The organism is Pseudomonas sp. GR 6-02 (assembly GCF_001655615.1).
In the GTDB taxonomy this organism is placed as follows: Bacteria; Pseudomonadota; Gammaproteobacteria; order Pseudomonadales; family Pseudomonadaceae; genus Aquipseudomonas.
Map to the genome: position 1 here is coordinate 213,044 of NZ_CP011567.1, position 22,805 is coordinate 235,848.

General features: G+C 59.5%; 22 protein-coding genes. 19 read left to right on the forward strand and 3 right to left on the reverse strand.

Translation table 11 applies throughout. The features are described from left to right. Nucleotides 1-125: 125 nt before the first annotated feature. The 9 genes from dibA to PGR6_RS00930 all read left to right on the forward strand — a co-directional run bounded on the left by dibA (nucleotide 126) and on the right by PGR6_RS00930 (nucleotide 10,800). Nucleotides 126-2,045, forward strand: a complete 1,920-nt coding sequence (gene dibA, locus PGR6_RS00890; RefSeq protein ID WP_064615783.1) for a phosphodiesterase DibA — start codon at nucleotides 126-128, stop codon at nucleotides 2,043-2,045. 311 nt (nucleotides 2,046-2,356) lie between these two features. Further along, a complete protein-coding gene (gene oscA, locus PGR6_RS00895) occupies nucleotides 2,357-2,539 on the forward strand; it encodes a sulfur starvation response protein OscA (RefSeq protein ID WP_018929364.1) in 183 nt (60 codons plus the stop codon). A 131-nt stretch (nucleotides 2,540-2,670) separates the two neighbouring features. Next, nucleotides 2,671-3,684, forward strand: a complete 1,014-nt coding sequence (locus PGR6_RS00900; RefSeq protein ID WP_064615785.1) for a sulfate ABC transporter substrate-binding protein — start codon at nucleotides 2,671-2,673, stop codon at nucleotides 3,682-3,684. A gap of 71 nt (nucleotides 3,685-3,755) precedes the next feature. Then, nucleotides 3,756-4,574 carry a sulfate ABC transporter permease subunit CysT gene (gene cysT, locus PGR6_RS00905; RefSeq protein WP_018929362.1) on the forward strand — a complete coding sequence of 273 codons (819 nt, stop codon included), beginning with the start codon at nucleotides 3,756-3,758 and terminating at the stop codon, nucleotides 4,572-4,574. A 13-nt stretch (nucleotides 4,575-4,587) separates the two neighbouring features. Next, nucleotides 4,588-5,457 (forward strand): sulfate ABC transporter permease subunit CysW, encoded by an 870-nt coding sequence (cysW, locus tag PGR6_RS00910; protein ID WP_007941037.1) that lies wholly within the window; start codon nucleotides 4,588-4,590, stop codon nucleotides 5,455-5,457. Between the two features lie 3 nt (nucleotides 5,458-5,460). Then, nucleotides 5,461-6,450 (forward strand): sulfate/molybdate ABC transporter ATP-binding protein, encoded by a 990-nt coding sequence (locus PGR6_RS00915; protein ID WP_018929361.1) that lies wholly within the window; start codon nucleotides 5,461-5,463, stop codon nucleotides 6,448-6,450. Between the two features lie 270 nt (nucleotides 6,451-6,720). After that, nucleotides 6,721-8,091, forward strand: a complete 1,371-nt coding sequence (locus PGR6_RS00920) for a hypothetical protein (RefSeq protein WP_064615787.1) — start codon at nucleotides 6,721-6,723, stop codon at nucleotides 8,089-8,091. After that, nucleotides 8,081-8,593, forward strand: coding sequence for a hypothetical protein (locus tag PGR6_RS00925; protein ID WP_019581704.1), 513 nt, complete (start codon nucleotides 8,081-8,083; stop codon nucleotides 8,591-8,593). The genes PGR6_RS00920 and PGR6_RS00925 overlap by 11 nt, the downstream gene beginning before the upstream one ends. Beyond that, nucleotides 8,590-10,800 (forward strand): GMC family oxidoreductase, encoded by a 2,211-nt coding sequence (locus PGR6_RS00930; RefSeq protein ID WP_064615788.1) that lies wholly within the window; start codon nucleotides 8,590-8,592, stop codon nucleotides 10,798-10,800. Before PGR6_RS00925 ends, PGR6_RS00930 begins: the two co-directional genes overlap by 4 nt. A gap of 43 nt (nucleotides 10,801-10,843) precedes the next feature. On the opposite strand, the gene PGR6_RS00935 is transcribed toward PGR6_RS00930, so the two are convergent. Next, nucleotides 10,844-11,362: an Mpo1 family 2-hydroxy fatty acid dioxygenase gene (locus PGR6_RS00935; protein ID WP_064615789.1), complete on the reverse strand. Its 519-nt coding sequence runs from the start codon at nucleotides 11,360-11,362 to the stop codon at nucleotides 10,844-10,846. 84 nt (nucleotides 11,363-11,446) lie between these two features. On the opposite strand from PGR6_RS00935, the gene PGR6_RS00940 reads away from it, so the two are divergent. After that, complete coding sequence (locus PGR6_RS00940; RefSeq protein ID WP_064615790.1) at nucleotides 11,447-12,133, forward strand: Crp/Fnr family transcriptional regulator; 687 nt, start codon at nucleotides 11,447-11,449, stop codon at nucleotides 12,131-12,133. Between the two features lie 86 nt (nucleotides 12,134-12,219). Beyond that, nucleotides 12,220-12,585 (forward strand): response regulator, encoded by a 366-nt coding sequence (locus PGR6_RS00945; protein ID WP_019581708.1) that lies wholly within the window; start codon nucleotides 12,220-12,222, stop codon nucleotides 12,583-12,585. 64 nt (nucleotides 12,586-12,649) lie between these two features. Here PGR6_RS00945 and PGR6_RS00950 read toward each other — a convergent pair whose 3' ends face one another. Beyond that, entirely contained in the window at nucleotides 12,650-13,654 is a 1,005-nt protein-coding gene (locus tag PGR6_RS00950) for an AraC family transcriptional regulator (protein ID WP_019581709.1), read from the reverse strand. A 100-nt stretch (nucleotides 13,655-13,754) separates the two neighbouring features. Between PGR6_RS00950 and PGR6_RS00955 the strand changes: the two genes are divergently transcribed. The 8 genes from PGR6_RS00955 (at nucleotide 13,755) to PGR6_RS00990 (ending at nucleotide 21,398) form a co-directional block, all read left to right on the forward strand. Continuing rightward, nucleotides 13,755-14,828 carry a fatty acid desaturase gene (locus PGR6_RS00955; protein ID WP_064615792.1) on the forward strand — a complete coding sequence of 358 codons (1,074 nt, stop codon included), beginning with the start codon at nucleotides 13,755-13,757 and terminating at the stop codon, nucleotides 14,826-14,828. A gap of 378 nt (nucleotides 14,829-15,206) precedes the next feature. After that, a complete protein-coding gene (locus PGR6_RS00960; RefSeq protein ID WP_064615794.1) occupies nucleotides 15,207-15,788 on the forward strand; it encodes an alpha/beta hydrolase in 582 nt (193 codons plus the stop codon). 62 nt (nucleotides 15,789-15,850) lie between these two features. Beyond that, nucleotides 15,851-16,783 (forward strand): sigma 54-interacting transcriptional regulator, encoded by a 933-nt coding sequence (locus PGR6_RS00965; RefSeq protein ID WP_018929353.1) that lies wholly within the window; start codon nucleotides 15,851-15,853, stop codon nucleotides 16,781-16,783. A gap of 261 nt (nucleotides 16,784-17,044) precedes the next feature. Further along, the gene (locus tag PGR6_RS00970; protein ID WP_007941045.1) at nucleotides 17,045-17,827 is read left to right on the forward strand and encodes a MetQ/NlpA family ABC transporter substrate-binding protein; all 783 of its coding nucleotides are present in this window, start codon (nucleotides 17,045-17,047) and stop codon (nucleotides 17,825-17,827) included. Between the two features lie 608 nt (nucleotides 17,828-18,435). Beyond that, nucleotides 18,436-19,101, forward strand: a complete 666-nt coding sequence (locus tag PGR6_RS00975) for an amino acid ABC transporter permease (protein WP_064615797.1) — start codon at nucleotides 18,436-18,438, stop codon at nucleotides 19,099-19,101. Continuing rightward, on the forward strand, nucleotides 19,082-19,741 hold the full coding sequence (locus PGR6_RS00980) for an amino acid ABC transporter permease (protein WP_018929350.1): 660 nt from the start codon (nucleotides 19,082-19,084) through the stop codon (nucleotides 19,739-19,741). Before PGR6_RS00975 ends, PGR6_RS00980 begins: the two co-directional genes overlap by 20 nt. Further along, nucleotides 19,738-20,520, forward strand: coding sequence for an amino acid ABC transporter ATP-binding protein (locus tag PGR6_RS00985; RefSeq protein ID WP_064615799.1), 783 nt, complete (start codon nucleotides 19,738-19,740; stop codon nucleotides 20,518-20,520). The genes PGR6_RS00980 and PGR6_RS00985 overlap by 4 nt, the downstream gene beginning before the upstream one ends. Beyond that, entirely contained in the window at nucleotides 20,517-21,398 is an 882-nt protein-coding gene (locus tag PGR6_RS00990) for a transporter substrate-binding domain-containing protein (protein ID WP_064615801.1), read from the forward strand. The genes PGR6_RS00985 and PGR6_RS00990 overlap by 4 nt, the downstream gene beginning before the upstream one ends. Before the next feature lie 79 nt (nucleotides 21,399-21,477). Here PGR6_RS00990 and PGR6_RS00995 read toward each other — a convergent pair whose 3' ends face one another. Then, on the reverse strand, nucleotides 21,478-22,638 hold the full coding sequence (locus PGR6_RS00995; RefSeq protein WP_064615803.1) for an AAA family ATPase: 1,161 nt from the start codon (nucleotides 22,636-22,638) through the stop codon (nucleotides 21,478-21,480). Nucleotides 22,639-22,805 lie beyond the last annotated feature (167 nt).

Consider the following 22,805-nt stretch of genomic DNA (forward strand, 5'->3'; position numbering starts at 1 on the left):
AAAAAAACAGCCGTCGCATTATCACTTAGCCCACAGATAAAACCAGTCGCCCTTTCAGATAAGAGTGGCCGGATGTTTCTTTAATCTATAATTCCAGTCTTTTTTGTAGGGACATGGACGCTCGAATGTCAGCCACATATCGCGATGCCTTGCGTGCAGCGCTACTTTATCTGGTGCTTTCCGTAGTCTGGCTTCAGTTCAGTGGTTATTTATTGAACAGTTTCTTCGATAACTCCACCGACCTGCTGCGCTGGCAACTGATCAACGGTTATGCCTGGGTGGCCTTCAGTGCCGGGCTGATTTTCATCGCGCGGGCACGTTTGTTTCGCTGCCTGGGCGTCGGCGCCAAATTGCGTGAGCGTAATGCCGACCGGGAGCGTTTGCGACAGGCGGCCGCGGTGTTCGATTGCACCCGCGAAGGGGTGCTAGTCACCAATAACAAAGGGCTGATCGTCCATGTGAACCGGGCGTTCATGGAAATCACCGGCTACCAGTGTGAGGAAGTGTTGGGTCAGCGACCGAGCATGTTCAAGTCGGGCCATCACCCGCCGGGTTTCTACCAGTCGATGTTCGCGACACTCGACAGCCTCGGCGAGTGGAGCGGGGAAATCTGGAATCGTCGCAAAAGCGGCGAGATTTACCCGCAATGGCAGACGATCCGCCTCGTTCATGACGATCAGGGGCGGCTCAGCCAGTACGTTGCGGTGTTTTCCGACATCAGTGCGATCAAGAACTCCGAGCATGAACTGACGCGCCTGGCCCACCACGATCCGCTGACCGATCTGCCCAATCGCCTGCTGTTTACCGACCGTGCCGGGCAGGCTGTGGCCTCGGCGCAGGCCCATAAGCGCGGTTGTGCGTTGCTGATGATCGACCTTGATCACTTCAAATTGATCAACGACAGCCTCGGTCACAGTGTTGGTGATCAATTGCTCAAGGGCGTGGCTGAGCGTCTGAACACCTTGTTCGGCCCGGGCATCACCCTGGCGCGGCTCAGTGGCGACGAATTTGCCCTGTTGGCTGAAAATTGCCCGCAACCGGGGCATGCCGCGGCGCTGGCCCAGCGGGTCATCGATGGTCTCAAGGAGCGGTTTGAGATTGACCGGCATTCGTTGTTCATCAACGCCAGTGTCGGCATCAGCCTGTTCCCCAGCGATGCGTTGAGCGCCGAGCAACTGTTGCGCAATGCCGACTCGGCACTGTTCAAGGCCAAGAGCGCCGGTCGCGACAGCTATGCCCTCTACACCGAAGAGCTGACCGCGCATGCCCAGCAACGTGTCGAGATTGCGTTCGAATTGCGCCGAGCACTGGAGCAGCAAGAGTTGCGGGTTTATTACCAACCCGTGCACGACCTCAAAACCAGCCGTCTGATCGGCGTCGAAGCCCTGGTGCGCTGGGAGCATCCACAGCGCGGGCTGGTGTCACCGGCTGAGTTCATCCCCATTGCCGAACGCACCGGGTTGATTGCCGAGATCGATGCCTGGGTCATGCGCCAGGCCTGTCAGCAAATGTGCCAGTGGCACGCCGCAGGCGTGGTGTTGTCGTTTGTTGCGGTGAACGTTTCTTCGCGCCTGTTCGCTCGCCGTGAGTTGTACCAGCAGGTGGCTCAGGTGCTGCACGACACCGGCCTGGATCCGGCATATCTGGAGCTGGAAGTCACCGAAAGCGCGGTGATGGAGGATCCGGAAGTGGCGCTGGAGCAGATGCATCGCTTGCGTGAGTTAGGCGTGCGGCTGGCCATCGATGACTTCGGCACGGGTTATTCGTCGTTGCTGCGACTCAAGCGTTTACCGGTGCAAAAACTCAAGATCGATCAGGGATTCGTCGCAGGCTTGCCGGGTGATGAGGACGACGCGGCAATCGCTCGGGTGATCGTTGCGTTGGCGCAAAGCATGGGAATGCAGGTGCATGCCGAGGGGATCGAGCAGGTCGAGCAGGCGGCTTTCCTGCTCGAGCACGATTGCGATCTGGGGCAGGGGTACTGGTTTGGGCGGCCAGTGCCGGCGGCTTCCTTGGATTGGGTTCGGGCGCCGCTGATTGGATGAGTGCCTGAGCTGCTTCTTGTGGCGAGGGGGCTTGCCCCCGTTGGGGCGCGTAGCGGCCCCAAATCTTTGCGTCTGCTACGCAGCCGAACGGGGCGGTGCGGCGTTCCGACAAGCCCCCTCGCCACAGGGTTTTGTGTAGCCCTGAAAATAGTAGATCCCCCGCAATCCCTTGTCCCATCAAATAATGCATTCTGGTTATATAAACATTCTTAAATAGTCTTTTTAAGAATATCTGCGCCTATCTACTATTGCTCTCACGCCGTACGCAGTGCCCGCCACTGCCAGGCATATCTCATTAAAGGAGCAGCACCATGAGCGCATCCCTACGCAGTGTTGACGGGCAGGACGAAGCCACCATTTTGCGCGAGATCCAGAGCGCGTTGCGCGATCTGCGCTTTGGCGCGGTGGAAATCACCGTGCACAACGCCCAGGTGGTACAGATCGAACGCAAAGAGAAATTCCGTTTGCAGCATCCGGGCAACAAGTCGAGCTGAAGCAAAGATCAAAAGATCGCAGCCTTCGGCGGCTCCTGCGGGAGCGTCGAAGGCTTCGATCCTTGAGTCAGGCAACCCGTTCCAGACCATAAGAAAAAGCCACCACACCAAGAATTCCAGGAGCTTTCACCATGTCGTCGATTCGCCATTTTGCGTTGGCCGCCCTGGCCAGTGCCCTTTTTGCTGGTTCCGCGGTTGCCAAGGATTACGAACTGCTCAACGTGTCGTATGACCCGACCCGCGAGCTGTATCAGGACTACAACGCCGAGTTCATCAACTTCTGGAAGAAAGACCACGCTGGCGACAACGTGAAGATCCAGCAGTCCCACGGTGGCTCAGGCAAGCAGGGCCGGGCGGTGATCGACGGTCTGCGGGCCGACGTGGTGACCCTGGCCCTGGCCGGCGACATCGACGAAATCGCCAAGCTCGGCAAGAGCCTGCCGGCTGACTGGCAGAAGCGTCTGCCGGAAGCGAGCACGCCTTACACCTCGACCATCGTGTTCCTGGTGCGCAAGGGCAACCCGAAAGGCATCAAGGACTGGGGCGACCTGACCAAGAACGGTGTGGAAGTCATCACCCCGAACCCGAAAACCTCCGGCGGTGCACGCTGGAACTTCCTCGCGGCCTGGGCCTATGGCCTGAAAGCCAATGGCGGTAACGAAGCCAAGGCCAAAGAGTATGTGCAGACCCTGTTCAAGCACGTGCCTGTGCTGGATACCGGTGCTCGCGGTTCGACCATCACTTTCGTCAACAACGGTCAGGGCGACGTGTTGCTGGCCTGGGAAAACGAAGCTTTCCTGGCCTTGAAAGAAGACGGCGGCGCCGACAAGTTCGACATCGTCGTGCCTTCGCTGTCGATCCTTGCCGAGCCACCGGTGGCCGTGGTCGACAAGAACGCCGAGAAAAAGGGCAACACCGAAATCGCCGAAGCGTACCTCAAGCACCTGTACAGCCAGGCCGGCCAGGAAATTGCGGCGAAAAACTTCTATCGTCCACGTGACAAGGACGTAGCTGCCAAGTACGCCAAACAGTTCCCGACCCTGGAACTGGTGACCATCGACAAGGACTTCGGCGGCTGGAAAACCGCCCAGCCGAAATTCTTCAATGACGGTGGCGTGTTCGACCAGATTTACCAGGCGCAGTAGCCTGAAATAGATCTGCCAACGGGCCCCGATCTTGCCGTCGGGGCTTAGTGCGTTTTCAACCAAGGACTTTTATGTCGCGTCGTATCTCCCCCGTCATACCCGGCTTCGGGCTGACGCTGGGCTACACCTTGGTGTACCTCAGCCTGATTGTGCTCATTCCACTGGCGGCGATGTTCGTGCATGCCGCTCAACTGACCTGGGACCAGTTCTGGGCAATCATCTCGGCACCTCGGGTGCTGGCCGCGTTGAAGCTGAGCTTCGGCACCGCGTTGTACGCCGCGATCATCAACGGCGTGATCGGCACGCTGCTGGCCTGGGTGCTGGTGCGCTACACCTTCCCGGGGCGCAAAGTCATCGATGCGATGATCGATCTGCCCTTCGCATTGCCCACTGCCGTGGCCGGTATCGCATTGACCGCGCTGTACACCCCCACCGGCCTGGTGGGTCAGTTCGCGGCGGACCTGGGTTTCAAGATCGCGTATACCCCCCTCGGCATCACCCTGGCGCTGACTTTTGTAACACTTCCATTCGTAGTACGTACGGTACAGCCTGTACTGGCCGATATCCCCCGTGAAGTGGAGGAGGCGGCGGCGTGCCTGGGGGCAAATCCGTTGCAGGTTTTCCGCCATATTCTGATGCCGGCGCTGCTCCCGGCCTGGCTGACCGGTTTCGCCTTGGCCTTTGCCCGTGGGGTCGGCGAGTACGGTTCGGTGATTTTCATCGCTGGCAACATGCCGATGAAAACCGAAATTCTGCCGCTGCTGATCATGGTCAAACTCGACCAGTACGATTACACCGGCGCCACCTCCATTGGTGTACTGATGCTGGTGGTTTCCTTTGTCCTGTTGCTGCTGATCAACTTGTTGCAGCGGCGCATCGAAACCCCATAAGGAGGCGCGAAAAATGTCCCAATCGTCTATTGCAGCGGCCTCCTCGAACGCCGCCCGCCGTGGCAGTGCAGCTTCGCGGCGAATCCTCATCGGCCTCGGCTGGCTGATCTTTGCGCTGTTTCTGTTGTTGCCGTTGTTCATCGTGGTGTCCCAGGGCCTGAAGCTGGGCCTGGGTGCGTTCTTCACCGCGATCTTCGAACCGGACGCTTTGTCGGCCCTGAAACTCACGGTGATTGCGGTGTTGATTTCGGTGCCGCTGAACCTGGTGTTCGGGGTCAGCGCCGCATGGTGCGTGAGCAAATATTCGTTCCGCGGCAAGAGCATGCTGGTGACCCTGATCGACTTGCCGTTCTCGGTGTCGCCGGTGATCGCAGGTCTGGTCTACGTGCTGATGTTCGGCGCCCAGGGCTTGTTCGGCCCATGGTTGCAGGATCACGACATCCAGATCGTCTTCGCCTTGCCGGGCATCGTGCTGGCGACGATTTTCGTCACCGTGCCGTTCGTGGCCCGTGAGCTGATCCCGCTGATGCAGGAACAAGGTACCCAGGAGGAAGAGGCCGCGCGTTTGCTTGGCGCCAATGGCTGGCAGATGTTCTGGCACGTCACCGTGCCGAACATCAAATGGGGCCTGATCTATGGCGTGGTGCTGTGTACCGCGCGGGCCATGGGTGAGTTCGGGGCGGTGTCGGTGGTGTCCGGGCACATTCGCGGGGTGACCAACACCTTGCCGCTGCACGTCGAGATTCTCTACAACGAATACAACCACGTGGCCGCGTTCGCCGTGGCGAGCCTGTTGCTGATCCTGGCGCTCTTCATCCTGCTGCTCAAGCAGTGGAGCGAAAACCGTATTAACCGCCTGCGCGCCAGCGCCGCGGAGGAATAAGTCATGTCGATCGAAGTGCGTAACGTCAGCAAGAACTTTCACGCGTTCAAGGCGCTGGACAACATCAGCCTGGACATTCAAAGCGGCGAACTTGTGGCGCTGCTGGGGCCGTCCGGCTGCGGCAAGACCACATTGCTGCGAATCATCGCCGGCCTGGAAACCCCGGATCAGGGCAACATCGTGTTCCACGGCGAAGACGTTTCCGGCCACGACGTGCGTGATCGCAACGTCGGTTTCGTGTTCCAGCACTACGCCTTGTTCCGTCACATGACGGTGTTCGACAACGTTGCGTTCGGCCTGCGTATGAAGCCGAAAAACCAGCGTCCGAACGAAAGCCAGATTGCGGTGAAAGTCCACGAACTGCTGAACATGGTGCAACTGGACTGGTTGGCCGATCGCTACCCGGAACAACTCTCCGGCGGCCAGCGTCAGCGCATCGCGTTGGCCCGCGCCCTGGCGGTGGAACCGAAAGTGCTGCTGCTCGACGAGCCTTTTGGTGCACTCGATGCCAAGGTCCGTAAAGAATTGCGTCGCTGGCTCGCGCGGCTGCACGAGGACATCAACCTGACCTCGGTATTCGTGACCCACGACCAGGAAGAAGCGATGGAAGTTGCCGACCGGATCGTGGTGATGAACAAGGGGGTGATCGAGCAGATCGGTTCACCGGGCGACGTCTACGAAAATCCGGCCAGCGATTTCGTCTATCACTTCCTCGGCGATTCGAACCGTCTGCATTTGGGCGAAGACCGGCACGTACTGTTCCGTCCACATGAAGTGTCGCTGTCGCGGCATGAACTGGAAGACCACCACGCCGCTGAAGTGCGGGATATTCGTCCGTTGGGCGCCACCACGCGGGTGACGCTGAAGGTCGAAGGCCAGAGCGAGTTGATTGAAGCTGAAGTGGTGAAGGATCACGACAGCCTGGTTGGATTGACGAAGGGTGAGACGTTGTTCTTCAAACCCAAGGTCTGGCAGAAAGTCGCCAACATTTAAGGGCCAAAGCATCGCGAGCAGGCTCGTTCCAGCAGTGGATTGGTGTTGACCACAAACTCTGACGGCAACCCAAAGTCCTTGCTCGCGATGGCGTCTCCAAGAACACCCCACCCAATCTGTAATAACACCAACTGACCTTGCTTCGATCGGTTCTACCCCCGTGATTTTTTTGCCTCAAACCCTACCTAGACTCTGACTTGCCAGGAGGCAGTGAGAGTCCATGACGGACCGGTGTTATCTCCTGGCGCCCTGATGCCAAGGAGATAAAGCATGAGAATGGAAGTCAGTCGGCATGGCCCGTTTGGCTGTGCCTTGTTGAGCGCTTTGTTGGGCTCGTCCGCCATTGCCGCCCCCTCACTGTCGCCGCAGATACCCTTTGATGTCACGGTTACCCAACCGGTTTCTCTGCCCAGCCTGCAGGCCGATTTCGATGACTTGTCGTGGCAGACCTTCATCGCCCTGAGCTGGCCGGCGCTGGACAATGGCGATCCAAATACCGGCACCCCCATCGGCAAGCAGGATGGGGCCACGGTGTGGGAAAGCTGGAAAGAGAGCTACCAGATATTCCGGGCCAAGGGCCAGACACCGCTGCCCTGGAATGCCCCGGCAACCCTCCCCGAAGCGTGCAAGTCGCTCAAGCCTGGTCGTCTCCTGCAGCAAATGGGCAAGGTGCCCGATGTGCTGAATGAGTTTATCCAGCCCTTCGAGAGTGGCCCGCTGGTGGATCAGAACGGCGTCTATACGCGCAACGAAATCGTGGTCAACCAATCGATGTTCGACGGGATCGTCAACAACGGGCTGTACAGCATCGAAGGCCAGCAGAAGTTTTTCGCCGCGAGCCCGAGCAACGCCGTGGCTTTCAGCTGTGGCTCGGCTGAGACGAAGCAGGTCGGTGCGGTGATGGTGAAGGCGTCGTGGAAAGTGCTTGGCCCCAATGATCGCCGACAGGATTTCCACACCGTCGATGCACTGGTCTATACACCGGGCAACAACGATCCGAGTCATGGGCCGATTGTCGAGGAGTCGTGTGTATCCGAGCCGGTCGGGCTGGTGGGGTTGCACATCGTTCATAAGACCGCCAATGCCGCGCAGTGGGTCTGGTCAACCTTTGAACATGTGAAAAACGTACCGGAGAAATCCACGCCTCCTGAGCAGCGGGTGGGCCCGTACCTGTTCTACAACGTCAACAGCAAGAGCGACGTCAACCAGCCTCCGCCACGGCCGTGGAACCCGGCAGTCAAGGCGACGCCCTCGCAGATCGAGCGTGACGCGCCGCTGACCGACGCCACCAAAAAGCTGAACACCACGTACCAGGCCCTGCTGCGAACGGTCAATCCGCAGAGCGTGTGGGCGAACTATCAATTGATCAGCACCCAGTGGCCGTCAGCCCCTCCACAGCCCAATTGCCAGATATCGGCGACCAACCCACTGGGCAGTCCCGCGCCCTTGTTCCTGGCCAACGCCACGCTGGAAACCTATATCCAGGGCACCGTGCCCCAGGCGTCTTCCAGCTGCATGGCGTGTCACGGCAATGCGGCCACCCATGTCACCGAATCCCCGCGCACCAGCTTCGCGGATTTCACCTACCTGCTTGAACGCGCACAGTCCACGGGTGGACAAGGAGTCAGCCATGAGCAGTGATCTGCAAAACTTCATTGGCCTTTCATCGGCCCTCACCGGCATTCCCGCCGATCGACTGGCGCCGGCCATCGACCAGGTGGGCTTGCCGCCGATCTTTCTCGAGTTCATCACGCCGCGCATCACGCCTGATGTGCTCAACGCCTTGCTGACTCAGTACGCCACGATGGCGGCGGACCTTGAGCCTCCGGACCGGATCGCCCAGGCGGTGCTGATGGATGGGGCGCAACCGGCGACCACGCAAACCGCCCGAGCAGCGCGTTCAATCATGAAACTGTGGTTGTTGGGTGTCTGGTATCAGCCCTATGCCACCGGGAGCTACAAATCGACCGACTCGATGGTGGTGTCCGATCAGGCCTACATCAACAGCTGGGCCTGGAAAATTGCCCAGGCACATCCCATGGGATACAGCGAGATGTTTTTCGGCTATTGGAACACCACGCCGCCGAGCCTTGAGGATTACACCGGGGTACCCGCCAGCGGACAGCAAGGAGCCTTGTCATGAGTACCGAACAAGCGGACGTAGTGATCGTTGGCGCGGGGCTGGCCGGCAGCATCATCGCTTATCAACTGGGCATGGCCGGGGTGGATGTGCTGGTGCTCGAATCAGGCCCGGAAATCCCGGCCAACCGTGCTCAATACCTGGAGCGCTTCTATACGGCCACGCTGAAAACCCCCGAAGCCCCTTACCCACCGGTGACGAGCCTGGACACGCCGCGTGATCCGGCCAACGAGAACGCCCCGCGTGCGACCATCGCCGATTTGATCCTGGGCTGGGACAAGCCGGCGATCAGCTATCTGGTACAGAAAGGCCCGATGCCCTTCACCAGCACCTATGAACGGGTCGGCGGCGGCACCACCTGGCATTGGGTCGGGACATGTCTGCGCATGGTGCCGAACGATTTTCGCCTGAAATCAAAATACGGCGTCGGGGTGGACTGGCCTATCGGCTACGACGATCTGCAAAGTGCCTACTGCCGGGCCGAGGCGGAAATCGGCGTGGCGGCCAATGTCGCCGACCAGGCCTATCTGGGCATGACCTTTCCCGAAGGTTATTCATTCCCGATGCACAGCATTCCGTTGTCGTTGGTCGATGGCAGTTTTGTCACGGCCGTGACGGGGCAGATGTTCGACGGCTTGCCGCTGGTGGTCAGTCCGACGCCCGCCGGGCGCAATTCCCAACCTTACGCGGGGCGCCGGGTGTGTGCCGGCAACACCAACTGCACACCGATCTGTCCGATCCAGGCCAAGTACGATGCGACAGTGACAATGAACAAGGCCCTGGCCACCGGCAAGGTCAAGGTGTTGTACCGAACCGTGGCGAGCAAAGTGACCGTCGGGGCGGACAGCAATATCAACGGTATCGAATTCATTCAGTATCAGCTTGGCGACGGCCCGGTCACTGGAACCGGCATCGCTATCGGGCAGCGTTATGTGATCGCCGCCCATGCCATCGAGACACCCAAGTTATTGCTCAACTCGGTCAGCGCTGCCTGGCCCAAAGGTGTGGCCAACAGCAGTGGGCAAGTAGGGCGCAGCCTGGCCGATCACCCGATCTACCTGGCATGGGGGCTGATGCCTGAAGGCAAGGCGGTTTTTCCGTACCGGGGTCCTCTGTCCACGGCGGGCATCGAGAGTTTGCGTGACGGTGACTTTCGCAAATCTCGAGCGGCGTGGCGCATCGAAATCGGTAACGAGGGCTGGAACTGGCCGGCCACCGATCCTTACACCACCGTGGCTGACTTCATCGACGGGGCGAATCACAGTCAAACCAACCCGCTACCGCCGGCCTTGAAACCACAGCAAGTGCTCTATGGGACAGCGCTGGTTCAAAAGCTCAACGACCTGTTCATCCGTCAGTTCCGGATCGCGTTTCTGGTGGAGCAGGTCGAGGACGATCCCGATCACCCCACGTGTTACATCGTGCCGTCGACCGAGTACAAGGACCGGCTCGGCATTCCCCGGCCGGAAATTCACTATGACCTGTCCAAATACACCAAGGAGGGCTTCAAGCAGGCGAAGAAGTTGGCGACTCACATCATCACCGAACTGCTCGGCGCGGTGGAGCTGACGAAGCCTCTCACGCCCGGGACGTTCACCTACGATAATGAGCCCTACAGTTTCCAGGGCGCCGGGCACCTGATGGGGACCTATCGCATGGGCGATGATCCAACCAAATCGGTCGTCGACAAATACCAGCGCAGTTGGGACCACAAGAACCTGTTCCTGGTGGGCGATGGTGTCTTCCCCAGCACCGGCACTTCGAACCCGAGCCTGACGATTGCTGCGTTGTCGTTCCAGGCCGGGGATACGCTGGCCAACGACCTGAAGGCTGCGACGGTGGAGGTTCTGGCCAATCTGCCCTGGCAGGGCACCGGTGTACAGATCAACGGTCTGGTGCCACGTCTGGCTCGTTGTGTCCTTGGCTTATGGTGCGCCAGCCCGGCGGGTGGCTGGGTGGATGGAAAGGGCAATCCGGACTACATCGCCAAGTTCGGCTATACGCTGATGGGGGCCGCCGAAGGTGCTTTGATCGGCCGTGTTGGTGACTTTGGCATTCCCTTCCTGATCGGTGATCTGGCGCAGATTCCGGCCGGCCAGCAAGGCGAGCTGCAGTTGTGTATCAATGATGACCTGCTAGGCCTCTACGGTGCGGGTTTGAAGGACAACCTCGGTGCACTGACGGTTCGGGTCGAGTTCGGCACGCTGTGAAACCTGGAGCGGTAACGGTATCAATCCGTTACCGCTCTTTTTCTCAGGCGGCGGAGCGTTGATTGCGCAAGGCCACTGGCCCGGCGCGTTCTTCGATGGCTCGTTTCAGCTCGGTCCGAAGCCCCAGCAGGAAGCCTGCTTCCACCACCACAAACAACGGCCCGACAATCAACCCCGTCACATCATCGACAAACGCCGGTTTGCGCCCCTCGTAATGATGACCGACAAACTGTATCGCCCAGCCCACCACAAACATCCCGATGCCGGCGCCAAGCCAGACGAATTTGCTCTGCTGCGCAAGCATATGCCCCAGCCAGACCGACAGACCCAGCAATACCGTCATCAGCACCCCCAGCCGTAGTTCCAGGCGCAGGTAAAACCACGCCGACATCAGTGACACCAGCACTGCCGGTGACAGCCAGCCCCCGGCCCATTGCGGACGCGACAGCAACACCGCGACCGCCACGACGATCAGGGGAATGCCCACGAAGTGGCTGGCGATATTGCGCGGATCACGGTGGTAGGCGGCGTATTGACTGAGATGGTCAACGAGGCTTTTCATTGTTATTCCTCCTGTAGAGTGATTGATGATGCCCCGGGTTCATCTCTCGCTCTGTCAGCCAGGCGACAATCTCCAGGAGTTTTCATGGACATGCAGGTTTGGCGTTCACGCCTGATGACGGGGCAATGGTTCAGTCACTTGCCTGTTTCCTTACAGGATAGTCTGCTGGCAATCGCCAGGATTCGGCGCCTATCGCCGGGGCAACTGCTGTTCAAACGCGGTGATCCCCCGTGCGGGTTGTATGCGGTGCTTGAAGGTTCGGTGCGCATTGGCGCGGTGAATGAGCAGGGCAAGGAAGCGCTGCTGAGCCTGGTGGAGCCGCCGCACTGGTTCGGCGAAATCTGCCTGTTCGATGGTCAGCCGCGAACCCACGACGCGTTCGGCACAGGCCAGTGCATTCTGTTGCACATCCCGCAAACAGCGCTGCTGGCATTGCTCGACGAACACCCGGTGTACTGGCGGCAACTGGCATTGCTGATGAGCCACAAACTGCGCCTGACCTTCATCAACCTCGAACAGCTGAGCCTGATGCCGGCCCCAGCACGCCTGGCCCATCGCTTGCTGATGATCGCCGAGGGCTATGGTGAAATCGACCTGCCGCGCCGCGTTCTGCAACTGCCGCAGGAGCAACTGGCGTCGATGCTGTCGCTGTCGCGCCAGACCACCAACCAGATCCTCAAGGACTTGCAGGGGCAGGGGATTCTGAATCTCAGGTATGGCGAGATCGAGATTCTGGATGCGCGGCGGTTGCGGGCGTTGGCGGTGGTTTGATGTGCACTTGCAGGCGCTGTCGATTTTATTGATGGGCTTTGTCCACGAACGCGCCTAGCCTGTGAAGACGACAATCGAGGTGTGCCATGCGTGTGCTGTTAGTGGAAGACGAACCCGAGACCGCCAGCCTCCTGGCCAAAGGCCTGAGCGAAGCGAGTTATGCGGTGGATGTAGCGCTCAATGGCATGGACGGCCGACGCTTTATCGAATCTGGCGAATATGAATTGATCATCCTCGACGTGATGCTGCCGGGGCTCAACGGCTGGCAGTTGCTGCAGCAGATCCGCAAGCTCGGCGATACGCCGGTGCTGTTGCTCACCACCACGGACGGCATCGAGGACCGGCTGCGCGGGTTGGAGCTGCATGAGGATGATTACCTGCTCAAGCCGTTTACCGTCAGCGAGCTGGTGAAGCGGGTGCGCAAGCTGTTGCGGCGGGATCGGGGGCGGTAGCGGTTTCAGTGGTGCTTGAGAAATTGCGATGGGGCCGGAAATCTCAACACGCCTTGCGGATCTATTACCGCAACCCATCCCGAAACTGCCCCGGCGTCATTCCCGTCCAGCGCTTGAACGCGCGGCTGAAGCTGCTGGTGTCGGCGAATCCCAATAGATAACTGACCTCGCTCAACGAGCATTGCGGGTCGCGCAGGTGCAGCAGCGCCAGGTTTTCCCGACTTTCGTTGAGCAGCGTATCGAACCGACAACCTTCGTCCGCCAGGTGTCGTTGCAGGCTGCGCAAGCTCAAGTGCAGTGCTTCGGCGATGCGATCGGCCGACGGTTCGCCCTCAGGCAGTTGCTCTTCAATGGCGTCGCGAACCTTGCGCTCCCAGGTCAGGGGCTTGAGTTGCGCCAGGGTGCGTTTGAGCACGGTCTCGTTGTGTTCGGCCAGTTCCGGGTTGGCGTCGTCCAGGTGGCTGTCGAAATCCACCAGGGCGAATTCCAGTCGGTCTTCCTCGGCGGCGAAATACACCGGCGAACGGAACACTTTGTGCCATTGATGCGGGTCGGCAGGTTCCGGACGGCGCAGATAAACCGCCAGCGGCGCGTAGTCGCGGCCCAGCCGGTTACGGCAGGTGCGCACGTAAATCGCCGCGAATGCGTCGATGGCTTCGAAGGCTGGCGCGGGGTTGCCTTGGGGGATTTTCAGGCGGAAGCGGTAGCGATCCTCGGCGCGGGTCAACTCCAGGTCCAGCGCATCGCTGACCACCTGGTGATAACGCACGATGCGCTCGAACACTTCCCGCAAGCTGCCGCTGGCCACCAACGCATACCCGAGCGCATGGAACGTGGTCGGGCTGACAAACCGCGACACCCGCAAGCCAATCGCCGGGTCGCCACTGACCTGCACCGCGATTTCCCACAGGCGTGTGGTGCCGGACAACGGGTAACGGGCGTTCGGGTCGTCCATCAACTGCGGATCGAGCCCCGCCTGTCGGCACAGGGCGGTGCTGTCGAGGCCCAGCGCATCGAGCTGCTTGCGCAGGGCGCGGGTCCAGCTGGCGAGGGAGGTCGGTTCAGTCATGTCGATTGGCGCGTCCGGTCAACAGGTTGGCGTTCACGGCTACCGCTGTGTGAAGCATCACAGGGCAGGATGCGAACATCAATAACCAAAGGATGGAAGCATGGACGGTACTTCTGCAAGTCCCCAGCGACTGAATGCAGCACAACGATCAGCGCATATTCGCCAGGTGGTATTGGCCAAGGGCGTCGAGTTGCGTCGGCGCTACCCGATTCTCAACCATCAGGACGCCTTGGGTGCGGGCATCCTGGCCTTCGCCCTGGCCGGGATGATCGGTTCGGCAGTGCTCTATATCAACGGATACATGGACTGGTGGGCATGCTTGTTGGTCAACGCGTTTTTCGCCTCGTTGACCCATGAACTTGAGCATGACCTGATCCACAGCATGTATTTTCGCAAACAGCGGGTGCCGCATAACCTGATGATGGGCCTGGTGTGGCTGGCGCGGCCGAGCACCATCAATCCGTGGATCCGCCGCCATTTGCACCTCAACCACCACAAGGTGTCCGGCACTGAAGCCGACATGGAAGAGCGGGCGATCACCAACGGTGAGCCCTGGGGTTTTGCGCGGCTGTTGATGGTTGGCGACAACGTGATGTCGGCGCTTATCCGCATGCTGCGGGCCAAGACCTGGGCGCACAAGTTCAGCATCCTCAAGCGCTCCCTGAAAGTTTACGCACCGCTGGCGCTGATGCATTGGGGGGCGTGGTATGTGTTCCTCGGTTTTCACGCCGCCAACGGCATCGCGCATCTATCGGGGGCGCCCATCGAATGGTCGGCGACGACATTGGCGGTGATGCAAGTGATCGACATCGCTGTCGTGGTGATCATCGGTCCGAACGTGTTGCGCACGTTCTGCCTGCACTTTGTCAGCTCGAACATGCACTACTACGGTGACGTCGAGCCGGGGAATGTGATTCAGCAGACTCAGGTCTTGAACCCTTGGTGGCTGTGGCCGTTGCAGGCGTTCTGCTTCAACTTCGGCAGCAGCCACGGGATCCATCATTTTGTGGTGAAGGAGCCGTTTTACATCCGCCAGATGACGGTGCCGGTGGCGCATGAGGTGATGCGTGAGATGGGGGTTCGGTTCAATGATTTCGGGACGTTTGCACGGGCGAACCGATTTGCGCACAAGGCGACCACAGAACCCCGTCAAGTGCATCCCGCTCAGGTTTGAGCAAGGCACCCGGAAACTCAAAGGCGAAAAACGCTCGTCATCAATTTGACCCAAAGGGACGCTAAGTTGTGACGCAAGCAGCGAGGGGTCGGCGATTGCCGAAGATGATTCGTATATGTGATTTAGGTCTAATAAAGTAATTAAATATTCCTTTATTGGATAACCGATTTCGCCAATCATCGGCTTCAGGATTGTTGATCAGCGCAAACAGATTTTGAGTTTCCGGGGCCGTCTCCTTGGCAGGGTGCGGCCCCTTTTTTATTTCGGGCAAACACATATTCGATATTGGTCTTAATAAATAGCTTCTTATTCCTTAACGAATATAACTCTCCTCCCTATACTCGATCAGGAACAGACACACAGCAGGAGAGCTCCCCCATGCGCAACGAATCAATTCGCTACCTGATTGTGCCGGGCTGGCAAGGATCGCCAGAAGATCATTGGCAAACCCACTGGCAGAACAGTCTGCCAAACAGCGCGCGGGTGGAGCAGGCCGATTGGCTGACGCCTCGTCGTGAAGACTGGGTCGCAGCGTTGGCCGAGGCGATTGCCGCCGACAGCACGCCTGTGATCCTGATCGCCCATAGCCTGGGTTGCATCACCGTTGCCCATTGGGCAGCCACCGCGCCGCTGCAATTTTTGCGTCAAGTGCGCGGCGCCTTGCTGGTCGCGCCGGCGGACGTCGAGCGCCCGGCCTGCGCGCCGGCCCTACGCAACTTTGCGCCGATCCCGACCCATTTATTGCCGTTCCCGAGCCAGGTCGTCAGCTCTGACAACGACGCCGCCGTGAGCGCGCCACGCGCGCTTGAACTGGCGCGTCAGTGGGGCGCCGAGGCGGGGATTTTATCGGGGGCCGGGCACATCAACGTGAAGTCCGGTCACCGGCGCTGGGAGCAGGGTTTTGCCTACCTTTATCGGTTGCAGAATCGCATGGAACAGCACGCCCTGCGTCGCGCTTGAACCTCATTCTTTTTCTTTAAAAATCGCCCCCGTCTCCCGGCGGTTTTGGGCGGGAGTCTGCCATGAGTTTGCATGAAACCTTCGGTCAGCCATTGCTGACCTTTCCCGATGCGGAGAAAAGCCCGCTGAGCATCCGCGCCAAGGCGCTGGTGTTTGTCGATCCGCGTTCCCGGCAATTGCGCCAGGAGCTGGAACAATTGGCGCCACGTTCGATCTCGGTGTTGATTCGCGGTGAAACCGGCAGCGGTAAAGAACTGCTGGCGCGGCACATCCATCGCGCCAGTGATCGTGGCGGGTTGTTCGTGTCCGTCAATTGCGGCGCGATCAGCCCGACTTACGCCGATGCTGAACTGTTCGGCTATGCCGCCGGCAGTTACAGCGGTTCGGCCAGCAGTCGTGCCGGCTGGTTCGGCTCGGCCAACGGCGGCACCTTGTACCTGGACGAGATCGGCGACCTGCCGCTGCCGATCCAGATCAAGTTGCTCGCAGCCCTGGAAAACCACGAAGTGACCCGCGTCGGTGCGCACCAGCCGAGCCCGGTGGACGTGCGTCTGGTGGCGGCCACCAGCATCGATCTGGCCCAGGCAGTGGCGGCCGGAAAATTCCATGAGCGGCTTTATCACTACCTCAGCGAGGGCCAGCTCGAACTGCCGGCCTTGCGTGAGCGGGTGGGCGATATTTTATCGCTGGCCGAATACTTCCTCGGCATCTACAGCCAGCGCCTCGACCTGCCGGTGCCATTGATCAGCGAAGCCGCGCAGCATCTGCTGGAGCAACACAGTTGGCCGGGCAACACCCGAGAGCTGGAGAACGTCATTCACTTTGCGCTGCTGGTGAGTACGGGCGATGAGATTTTGCCGGAGCATTTGAATCTGCCCGAGGCGCCTGCATCCTTGCTACAGATCGAGCAGCAACTGAAAAAAATCCTCGGCAGCGGCTCCGCCGCCGAAAAAGAGGCCTTGAAAGACCTGCTCAAAGCGACGGGGCTTCTGTAGGAGCGAAGCTTGCTCGCGAATCAGACAACTCGGTCTGTCTGGAGGACGGCTTAGTGGGCAAGTCGCGCTCCTGCAGGGTCGTGCATGGATTTATGGAAGGGGGGCTGTATGAATAAAATGGAATATGAAAGTGAATAAAAGATATTGTTCGGGAATAAAAAATCCCGGTATCGTCCGCGTCACGCCAGCGATAGCACTTCACTGGCACCTAAACATTTAGCCGTCGTCGATGACGACCGTGATTTTCGATAAGGACACTGCATGAAAAAGGTTCTGTTGTTCACCGCATTGGCGGCTGCCCTGACCGCGGGTCTGGCCCAGGCTGGCGAGAAACTGGTGGTTGCGGCGACGCCGATTCCACATGCCGAGATTCTTGAACTGATCAAGCCTACCCTCGCCAAAGAAGGCGTGGACCTGGAAATCAAAGTCTTCACCGACTACGTTCAGCCGAACGTGCAGGTCGATCAGAAGCGTCTGGACGCCAACTACTTCCAGACCCTGCCGTACCTGAAAAGCTTCAACGAAGGCAAAGGCACGAACCTGGTGACTGTGATCGGCGTGCACGTCGAACCGTTCGGCGGCTACTCGAAGAAAGTCAAAACCCTGGCTGAGCTGAAGGACGGCGCAACCATCGCCATCCCGAACGAAGGCAGCAACAGCGGCCGTGCCCTGATCCTGCTGCAGAAGGCTGGCCTGATCGAGTTGAAAGACCCGAAAAACGCTTTGGCCACCCCGAAAGACATCGCCAAGAACCCGCACAATTTCAAGTTCAAGGAACTGGAATCGGCCATGCTGCCGCGTGTTCTGGACCAGGTCGATCTGGACATGATCAACACCAACTACGCGCTGGACGCGGGCCTCAACCCGGCTAAAGACGCGCTGGTGATCGAAGGTGCCGATTCGCCTTACGTGAACTTCCTGGTGGCACGTCCGGACAACAAGGACAGCGTTGCCATCCAGAAACTGGCCAAGGCCCTGACCAGCCCGGAAGTGAAGGCGTTCATCGACAAGAAATACAGCGGCGCGGTACTGCCGGCGTTCTGATTGATTGCAGTCTCGAACCCTTCAAGGTTTCAAACGCCGACGGCTTTCGATAGCGTCGGCGTTTTTGCGTGTTCGTATTATCTGTGGCGAGGGAGCTTGCTCCCGCTCGGCTGCGAAGCAGTCGTAAACCCAGCCAGTACTTTATGACTGATACACCGCGCTGGATGGGTTGGGAGTCCTTCGGCCTCCAGCGGGAGCAAGCTCCCTCGCCACAGGGAACCTGCTCTCGGTCTAGGCCTCTCTGGCCTTCAACGCCCTGCGCAGCGCCACCAGCAATTTCACGATGTCCTGCGGATCCAGCCGCGGCGGCACTTTTACGTCAGCCATGTTCTCTTCCTTGTGATGGTTCGGCCGGGGGAGTCTGGCCAAAAGCTGCACGTCCTTGGAGGGGCATTTTGAAAAAAAGATCCCTCCTACAGCGCAAAGGAAAATAACCGTCCCCCGCTGCCGTCGCAAATCCGCAGAATAGTTTTTTGCGTGATATCAATATGCTTTAACGGTATTTAAATTCCTCTTTTTATACCTTTAAAGTTGGCGCCTGCCGGGTGGTTATCCACTGCCCATGGACTGCGCCATCGTCGCTTACCGAGCGGCGTACAGGATGTTCAATGACCTTCGATTACGCATTTATCCTCAGCACCGTGCCGGCGTTTCTCAAAGCCGTTGGCGTGACGCTGCAGGTCGGCTTCATCGCCATCGGCACTTCATTGCTGGTGGCGCTGGTCAACGCGACGATTCTGGTGTTTCGCACGCCTTACCTGCAGCGCCTGGTCGGGCTGTATGTGGAGTTGGCGCGTAACACGCCATTGCTGATCCAGTTGTTCTTCGTCTACTTCGCCTTGCCGGCCCTGGGCATCAAAGTCTCGGGCTTCGCCGCAGCGATCATCACCATGACCTTTCTCGGCGGAGCCTACCTCACCGAAGTCTTGCGTGCCGGCGTGGATGCGGTGCCCCAGGCGCAACTTGAGTCCGGTCGTTCAATAGGCTTGTCCCACGGGCAATTGCTGCGCTACGTGATCTTGCCGCAGGCCGGCATCCTCAGCCTGCCGTCGCTGTTCGCCAATTTCATATTCCTGCTCAAGGAAACCACGGTGGTCTCGGCGGTGGCGGTGCCGGAGATTCTCTACACCACCAAGAGCTACATCGCGCTCTATTACAAAACCTACGAAATGCTCGCCGTGCTGACGTTGATCTGCGTGCTGTTGTTTTTGCCGTTGTCGCTGCTGCTCAGCCGTCTGGAAAGGAGGCTCCAGCATGGCCAGTTCGGGTCTTGAGTTGCTCATGGTGTCGTTGCCGCAATTGGGCAAGGGCGCTGCACAAACCTTGTCGATTTCATTCCTGAGCATCGCCTTCAGCACCGTCGGCGGGGTGCTCTACGGCGTGTTGCGCACGCTGAATTCGACATGGCTCAACGCAATGCTGCGGGTTTATCTGGAATTGTTCCGGGCGATCCCGGTGCTGGTCTGGTTGTATTTGTTGTTCTTCGGCCTGCCGATTTTTTTCGGCCTGAGCATTCCGAGCTTCTGGTGCGCGGTGCTGGTGCTGTCGCTGTGGGGCGCCAGCGAAGTCGGGGAAGTGGTGCGCGGCGCCTTGCATTCGTTACCGCGCGGCCAGCGAGAAGCGGGATTGTCGATTGGCTTGAACGGCCCGCAACTCTATGGCTACGTGCTGCTGCCCCAGGCGCTGAAACGCATGACGCCGCCGACCATCAACGTCTACACGCGGATCATCAAGACCAGCTCTCTGGCGGTGCTGATCGGCGTGGTGGACGTGATCAAGGTCGGCCAGCAGATCATCGAGCGCACCTACGAATCGGTACTGATCTACGGCGCGCTGTTTCTGTTTTTCTTTTTCATCTGCTACCCGCTGTCAGCCGCTTCCCGCGTGCTGGAGCGGCGCTGGACGCAAGCATGAGCGCATTGATCGAGTTCAAGGGTTTCAACAAGTTTTTCGGCGAGCAGCAGGTGCTCAACGGCATCGACCTGAAGGTGAGAACGGGCGAAGTGATCGTCATCCTCGGCCCCAGCGGCTGTGGCAAAAGCACCTTGCTGCGCTGCCTCAACGGCCTGGAAGTCGCTCACAGCGGCAGCTTGAATTTTGCCGGGCGTGAGTTGCTGGACAAGGGCACCGACTGGCGCGAAGTGCGTCAGCAGATCGGCATGGTATTCCAGAGTTATCACCTGTTTCCGCACATGAGCGTGCTCGATAACGTGCTGCTTGGCCCGGTGAAAGTGCAGAAGCGCGACCGCCGCGAAGCCCGTGCCCAGGCCGAAGCCTTGCTGGCGCGCGTAGGCCTGTTGGACAAGCGCGACGCGTTCCCGCGTCAGCTCTCCGGTGGTCAGCAGCAACGCATCGCCATCGTCCGTTCGCTGTGCATGAACCCCCAAGTCATGCTCTTTGACGAAGTCACCGCCGCCCTCGACCCGGAGATGGTCAAGGAGGTACTCGAAGTGATTCAGGGGCTGGCCCGCGAGGGCATGACCCTGCTGATTGTCACCCACGAAATGGCCTTCGCCCGCGCCGTGGCCGACCGCATCGTGTTCATGGACGCCGGGCGCATCCTTGAGCAACAACCCCCCGAGATTTTCTTTACGAACCCGCAAACCGCACGAGCGCAGCAGTTCCTGGAGAAGTTCTCCTTCGTCGCCGCACTACCCAAAACGACTCAAATAAAGGAATTGGAACTGCCATGAAAACTGCCAAGTCTTCTCTGCTGCTACTCCCGCTGTTCGGCCTGGCGCTGCTGGCCGGTTGCAACAAAACCGAAGAGCCGGCCAAGCCGAAAGTCGCCAGCGTCAGCAGCGCACCGGCCGGTTACCTGGAAAAGATCAAAGCCCGGGACAAGCTGATTGTCGGCGTGTTCACCGACAAACCGCCGTTCGGTTTTGTCGATGAAGCCGGGCGCTACGTGGGGTTCGATACCGACATTGGCCGCCAATTCGCCAAGGATCTGTTGGGCGATGAAAACAAAGTCGAGTTCGTGGCGGTGGAGCCGGCGAGCCGGATTCCATTCCTGCAAAGCGACAAGGTCGACCTGATCCTGGCCAACATGACCGTCACCCCGGAGCGCAAGGAAGCGGTGGACTTCACCAACCCGAACCTCAAGGTGGCGGTGCAGGCGCTGGTGCCGCAGGCGAGTTCGGTGAAGACCCTCGATGACCTGGCGACCCGCACGACTATCGTGACCACGGGCACCACAGCCGATGTCTGGCTGACCAAAAATCACCCGGACTGGAAACTGCTGAAGTTCGAGAAAAACTCCGAGTCCCTGCAAGCCCTGGCCAATGGTCGCGGCGACGCTTATGCGCAGGACAATCTGGTGCTGTTCAGCTGGGCCAAACAAAACCCGGGCTACCGTGTACTGGAGCAGAAGTTGGGCGCCGAAGCACCGATCGCCCCGGCGGTAAAGAAGGGCAACATCGAACTGCGTGATTGGGTGAATGCGGAGTTGGCGAAGCTGGGTGAGGATAAGTTTTTGCTCAAGCTGTACGACCAGTACGTGCGTAAAGAGCTGAGCGATGACACCAGGCCTGAGAGCGTGATTGTCGAGGGTGGGAAGTGGCAGGGGTGATTGGCTTCAGCTGATCGTTCCCACCTGTGGTGAGGGAGCTTGTTCCCTCGCCACAGAGCGAGGGAACGATCAGTGTGTCTCAGTCGGGCCAATACCACACCGGCTCATCCAGCATCCGCTGCCCGACCATCCCGGTCTGGCCGAAATCTTTCTCCAGCACAATGCAATTGCATTCCGGGTCTTGCTGCAATGCCGAGATCAAGCGCCGCGCATGGGACACCACCCACACCTGGCACTGTTCGGACGCTCGAATAATCAACCGCGCCAACGCCGGCAACAAGTCCGGATGCAGACTGGTTTCCGGCTCATTCAGCACCATCAGCGTCGGCGGCCGGGGTGTCAGCAATGCCGCGACCAGCAACAGATAGCGCAACGTCCCGTCCGACAACTCGGCGGCGGACAGTGGCCGCAACAACCCTTCCTGATAAAACTCGATTGCAAATCGGCCACCTTGCAGCAGTGCGATGTTCAGCGTCGCGCCGGGGAACGCATCGCTGATCGCCGCCTGCAAGGCTTCGGGATCGCCGATTTCGCGGATGGTCTGTAATGCCGCCGCGAGGTCGCGACCGTCGTGGTGCAACACCGGCGTGCGAGTGCCCAGTTGTGGTTGTCGCGCCGGAGCTTCGGCATCGCTGCGAAAGTGATCGTAGAAGCGCCAGCGGCGGATGAATTCACGCAGCTGCAAGACTTCCGGCGAGGTACGCAAGCTACCAACCTGATCGAACAGGCTGTCGAAATTCGGCGTGTGCTGGGACAGCACCTCCCAGCCGCGTCCGGCCCGTGTGCGAATCATCGGGCCGTCGCGATCCACCAGCAGGCTGGCCGGGCGATAGAACGGCCCGGACCAGATGCATTCCCTTTTGATTTCCGGGTCCAGAGAAAACGCGGAAAGACTCGGTTCCGCAAGGCCCAGCGCGATCGAGTAGCTGAAGTCTTCGCCGGCAAACCCCAGGCGCAGGCGCTTGACGCCGTGTCGCATGGTTGCCTGGACCGGGATTTCACCAGTGCGCATGCGCTGGGTGATGGTTTCCGGCCCGGCCCAGAAGGTCGAATCCAGCCCACCCTCGCGTGCCAAGCCATTGACCACTCCACCCTGAGCAGTTTCCGCCAGCAGACGCAAGGCGCGGTAGAGATTGGATTTACCGCTGCCGTTGGGGCCGGTGATCAGGTTCAGCCGTTCGAGCGGAATCACCAATTTATTGATCGAGCGGTAGTTGGCCACCGCGAGGGTTTTGAGCATGGGGAGCTTCCTGCAGCAGGGGCCGCCAGTTTGTCTTATCGTCGGCGACTGTGATCGTCTGTGACGAGGGAGCTTGCTCTTGCTGGGCTACGAAGCGGCTCAAAAAAGTTAAACGAGGTGTGTCAGGCAAAACGAGATAGCAGGTTTGCGTCTGTTGCGCAGCCGAG

Bases quoted from the DNA above. Each gene is read 5' to 3' on its own strand.
- dibA (WP_064615783.1), top strand. From the start codon at position 126: ATGTCAGCCACATATCGCGATGCCTTGCGTGCAGCGCTACTTTATCTG.
- oscA (WP_018929364.1), top strand. From the start codon at position 2,357: ATGAGCGCATCCCTACGCAGTGTTGACGGGCAGGACGAAGCCACCATT.
- PGR6_RS00900 (WP_064615785.1), top strand. From the start codon at position 2,671: ATGTCGTCGATTCGCCATTTTGCGTTGGCCGCCCTGGCCAGTGCCCTT.
- cysT (WP_018929362.1), top strand. From the start codon at position 3,756: ATGTCGCGTCGTATCTCCCCCGTCATACCCGGCTTCGGGCTGACGCTG.
- cysW (WP_007941037.1), top strand. From the start codon at position 4,588: ATGTCCCAATCGTCTATTGCAGCGGCCTCCTCGAACGCCGCCCGCCGT.
- PGR6_RS00915 (WP_018929361.1), top strand. From the start codon at position 5,461: ATGTCGATCGAAGTGCGTAACGTCAGCAAGAACTTTCACGCGTTCAAG.
- PGR6_RS00920 (WP_064615787.1), top strand. From the start codon at position 6,721: ATGAGAATGGAAGTCAGTCGGCATGGCCCGTTTGGCTGTGCCTTGTTG.
- PGR6_RS00925 (WP_019581704.1), top strand. From the start codon at position 8,081: ATGAGCAGTGATCTGCAAAACTTCATTGGCCTTTCATCGGCCCTCACC.
- PGR6_RS00930 (WP_064615788.1), top strand. From the start codon at position 8,590: ATGAGTACCGAACAAGCGGACGTAGTGATCGTTGGCGCGGGGCTGGCC.
- PGR6_RS00935 (WP_064615789.1), bottom strand. From the start codon at position 11,362: ATGAAAAGCCTCGTTGACCATCTCAGTCAATACGCCGCCTACCACCGT.
- PGR6_RS00940 (WP_064615790.1), top strand. From the start codon at position 11,447: ATGGACATGCAGGTTTGGCGTTCACGCCTGATGACGGGGCAATGGTTC.
- PGR6_RS00945 (WP_019581708.1), top strand. From the start codon at position 12,220: ATGCGTGTGCTGTTAGTGGAAGACGAACCCGAGACCGCCAGCCTCCTG.
- PGR6_RS00950 (WP_019581709.1), bottom strand. From the start codon at position 13,654: ATGACTGAACCGACCTCCCTCGCCAGCTGGACCCGCGCCCTGCGCAAG.
- PGR6_RS00955 (WP_064615792.1), top strand. From the start codon at position 13,755: ATGGACGGTACTTCTGCAAGTCCCCAGCGACTGAATGCAGCACAACGA.
- PGR6_RS00960 (WP_064615794.1), top strand. From the start codon at position 15,207: ATGCGCAACGAATCAATTCGCTACCTGATTGTGCCGGGCTGGCAAGGA.
- PGR6_RS00965 (WP_018929353.1), top strand. From the start codon at position 15,851: ATGAGTTTGCATGAAACCTTCGGTCAGCCATTGCTGACCTTTCCCGAT.
- PGR6_RS00970 (WP_007941045.1), top strand. From the start codon at position 17,045: ATGAAAAAGGTTCTGTTGTTCACCGCATTGGCGGCTGCCCTGACCGCG.
- PGR6_RS00975 (WP_064615797.1), top strand. From the start codon at position 18,436: ATGACCTTCGATTACGCATTTATCCTCAGCACCGTGCCGGCGTTTCTC.
- PGR6_RS00980 (WP_018929350.1), top strand. From the start codon at position 19,082: ATGGCCAGTTCGGGTCTTGAGTTGCTCATGGTGTCGTTGCCGCAATTG.
- PGR6_RS00985 (WP_064615799.1), top strand. From the start codon at position 19,738: ATGAGCGCATTGATCGAGTTCAAGGGTTTCAACAAGTTTTTCGGCGAG.
- PGR6_RS00990 (WP_064615801.1), top strand. From the start codon at position 20,517: ATGAAAACTGCCAAGTCTTCTCTGCTGCTACTCCCGCTGTTCGGCCTG.
- PGR6_RS00995 (WP_064615803.1), bottom strand. From the start codon at position 22,638: ATGCTCAAAACCCTCGCGGTGGCCAACTACCGCTCGATCAATAAATTG.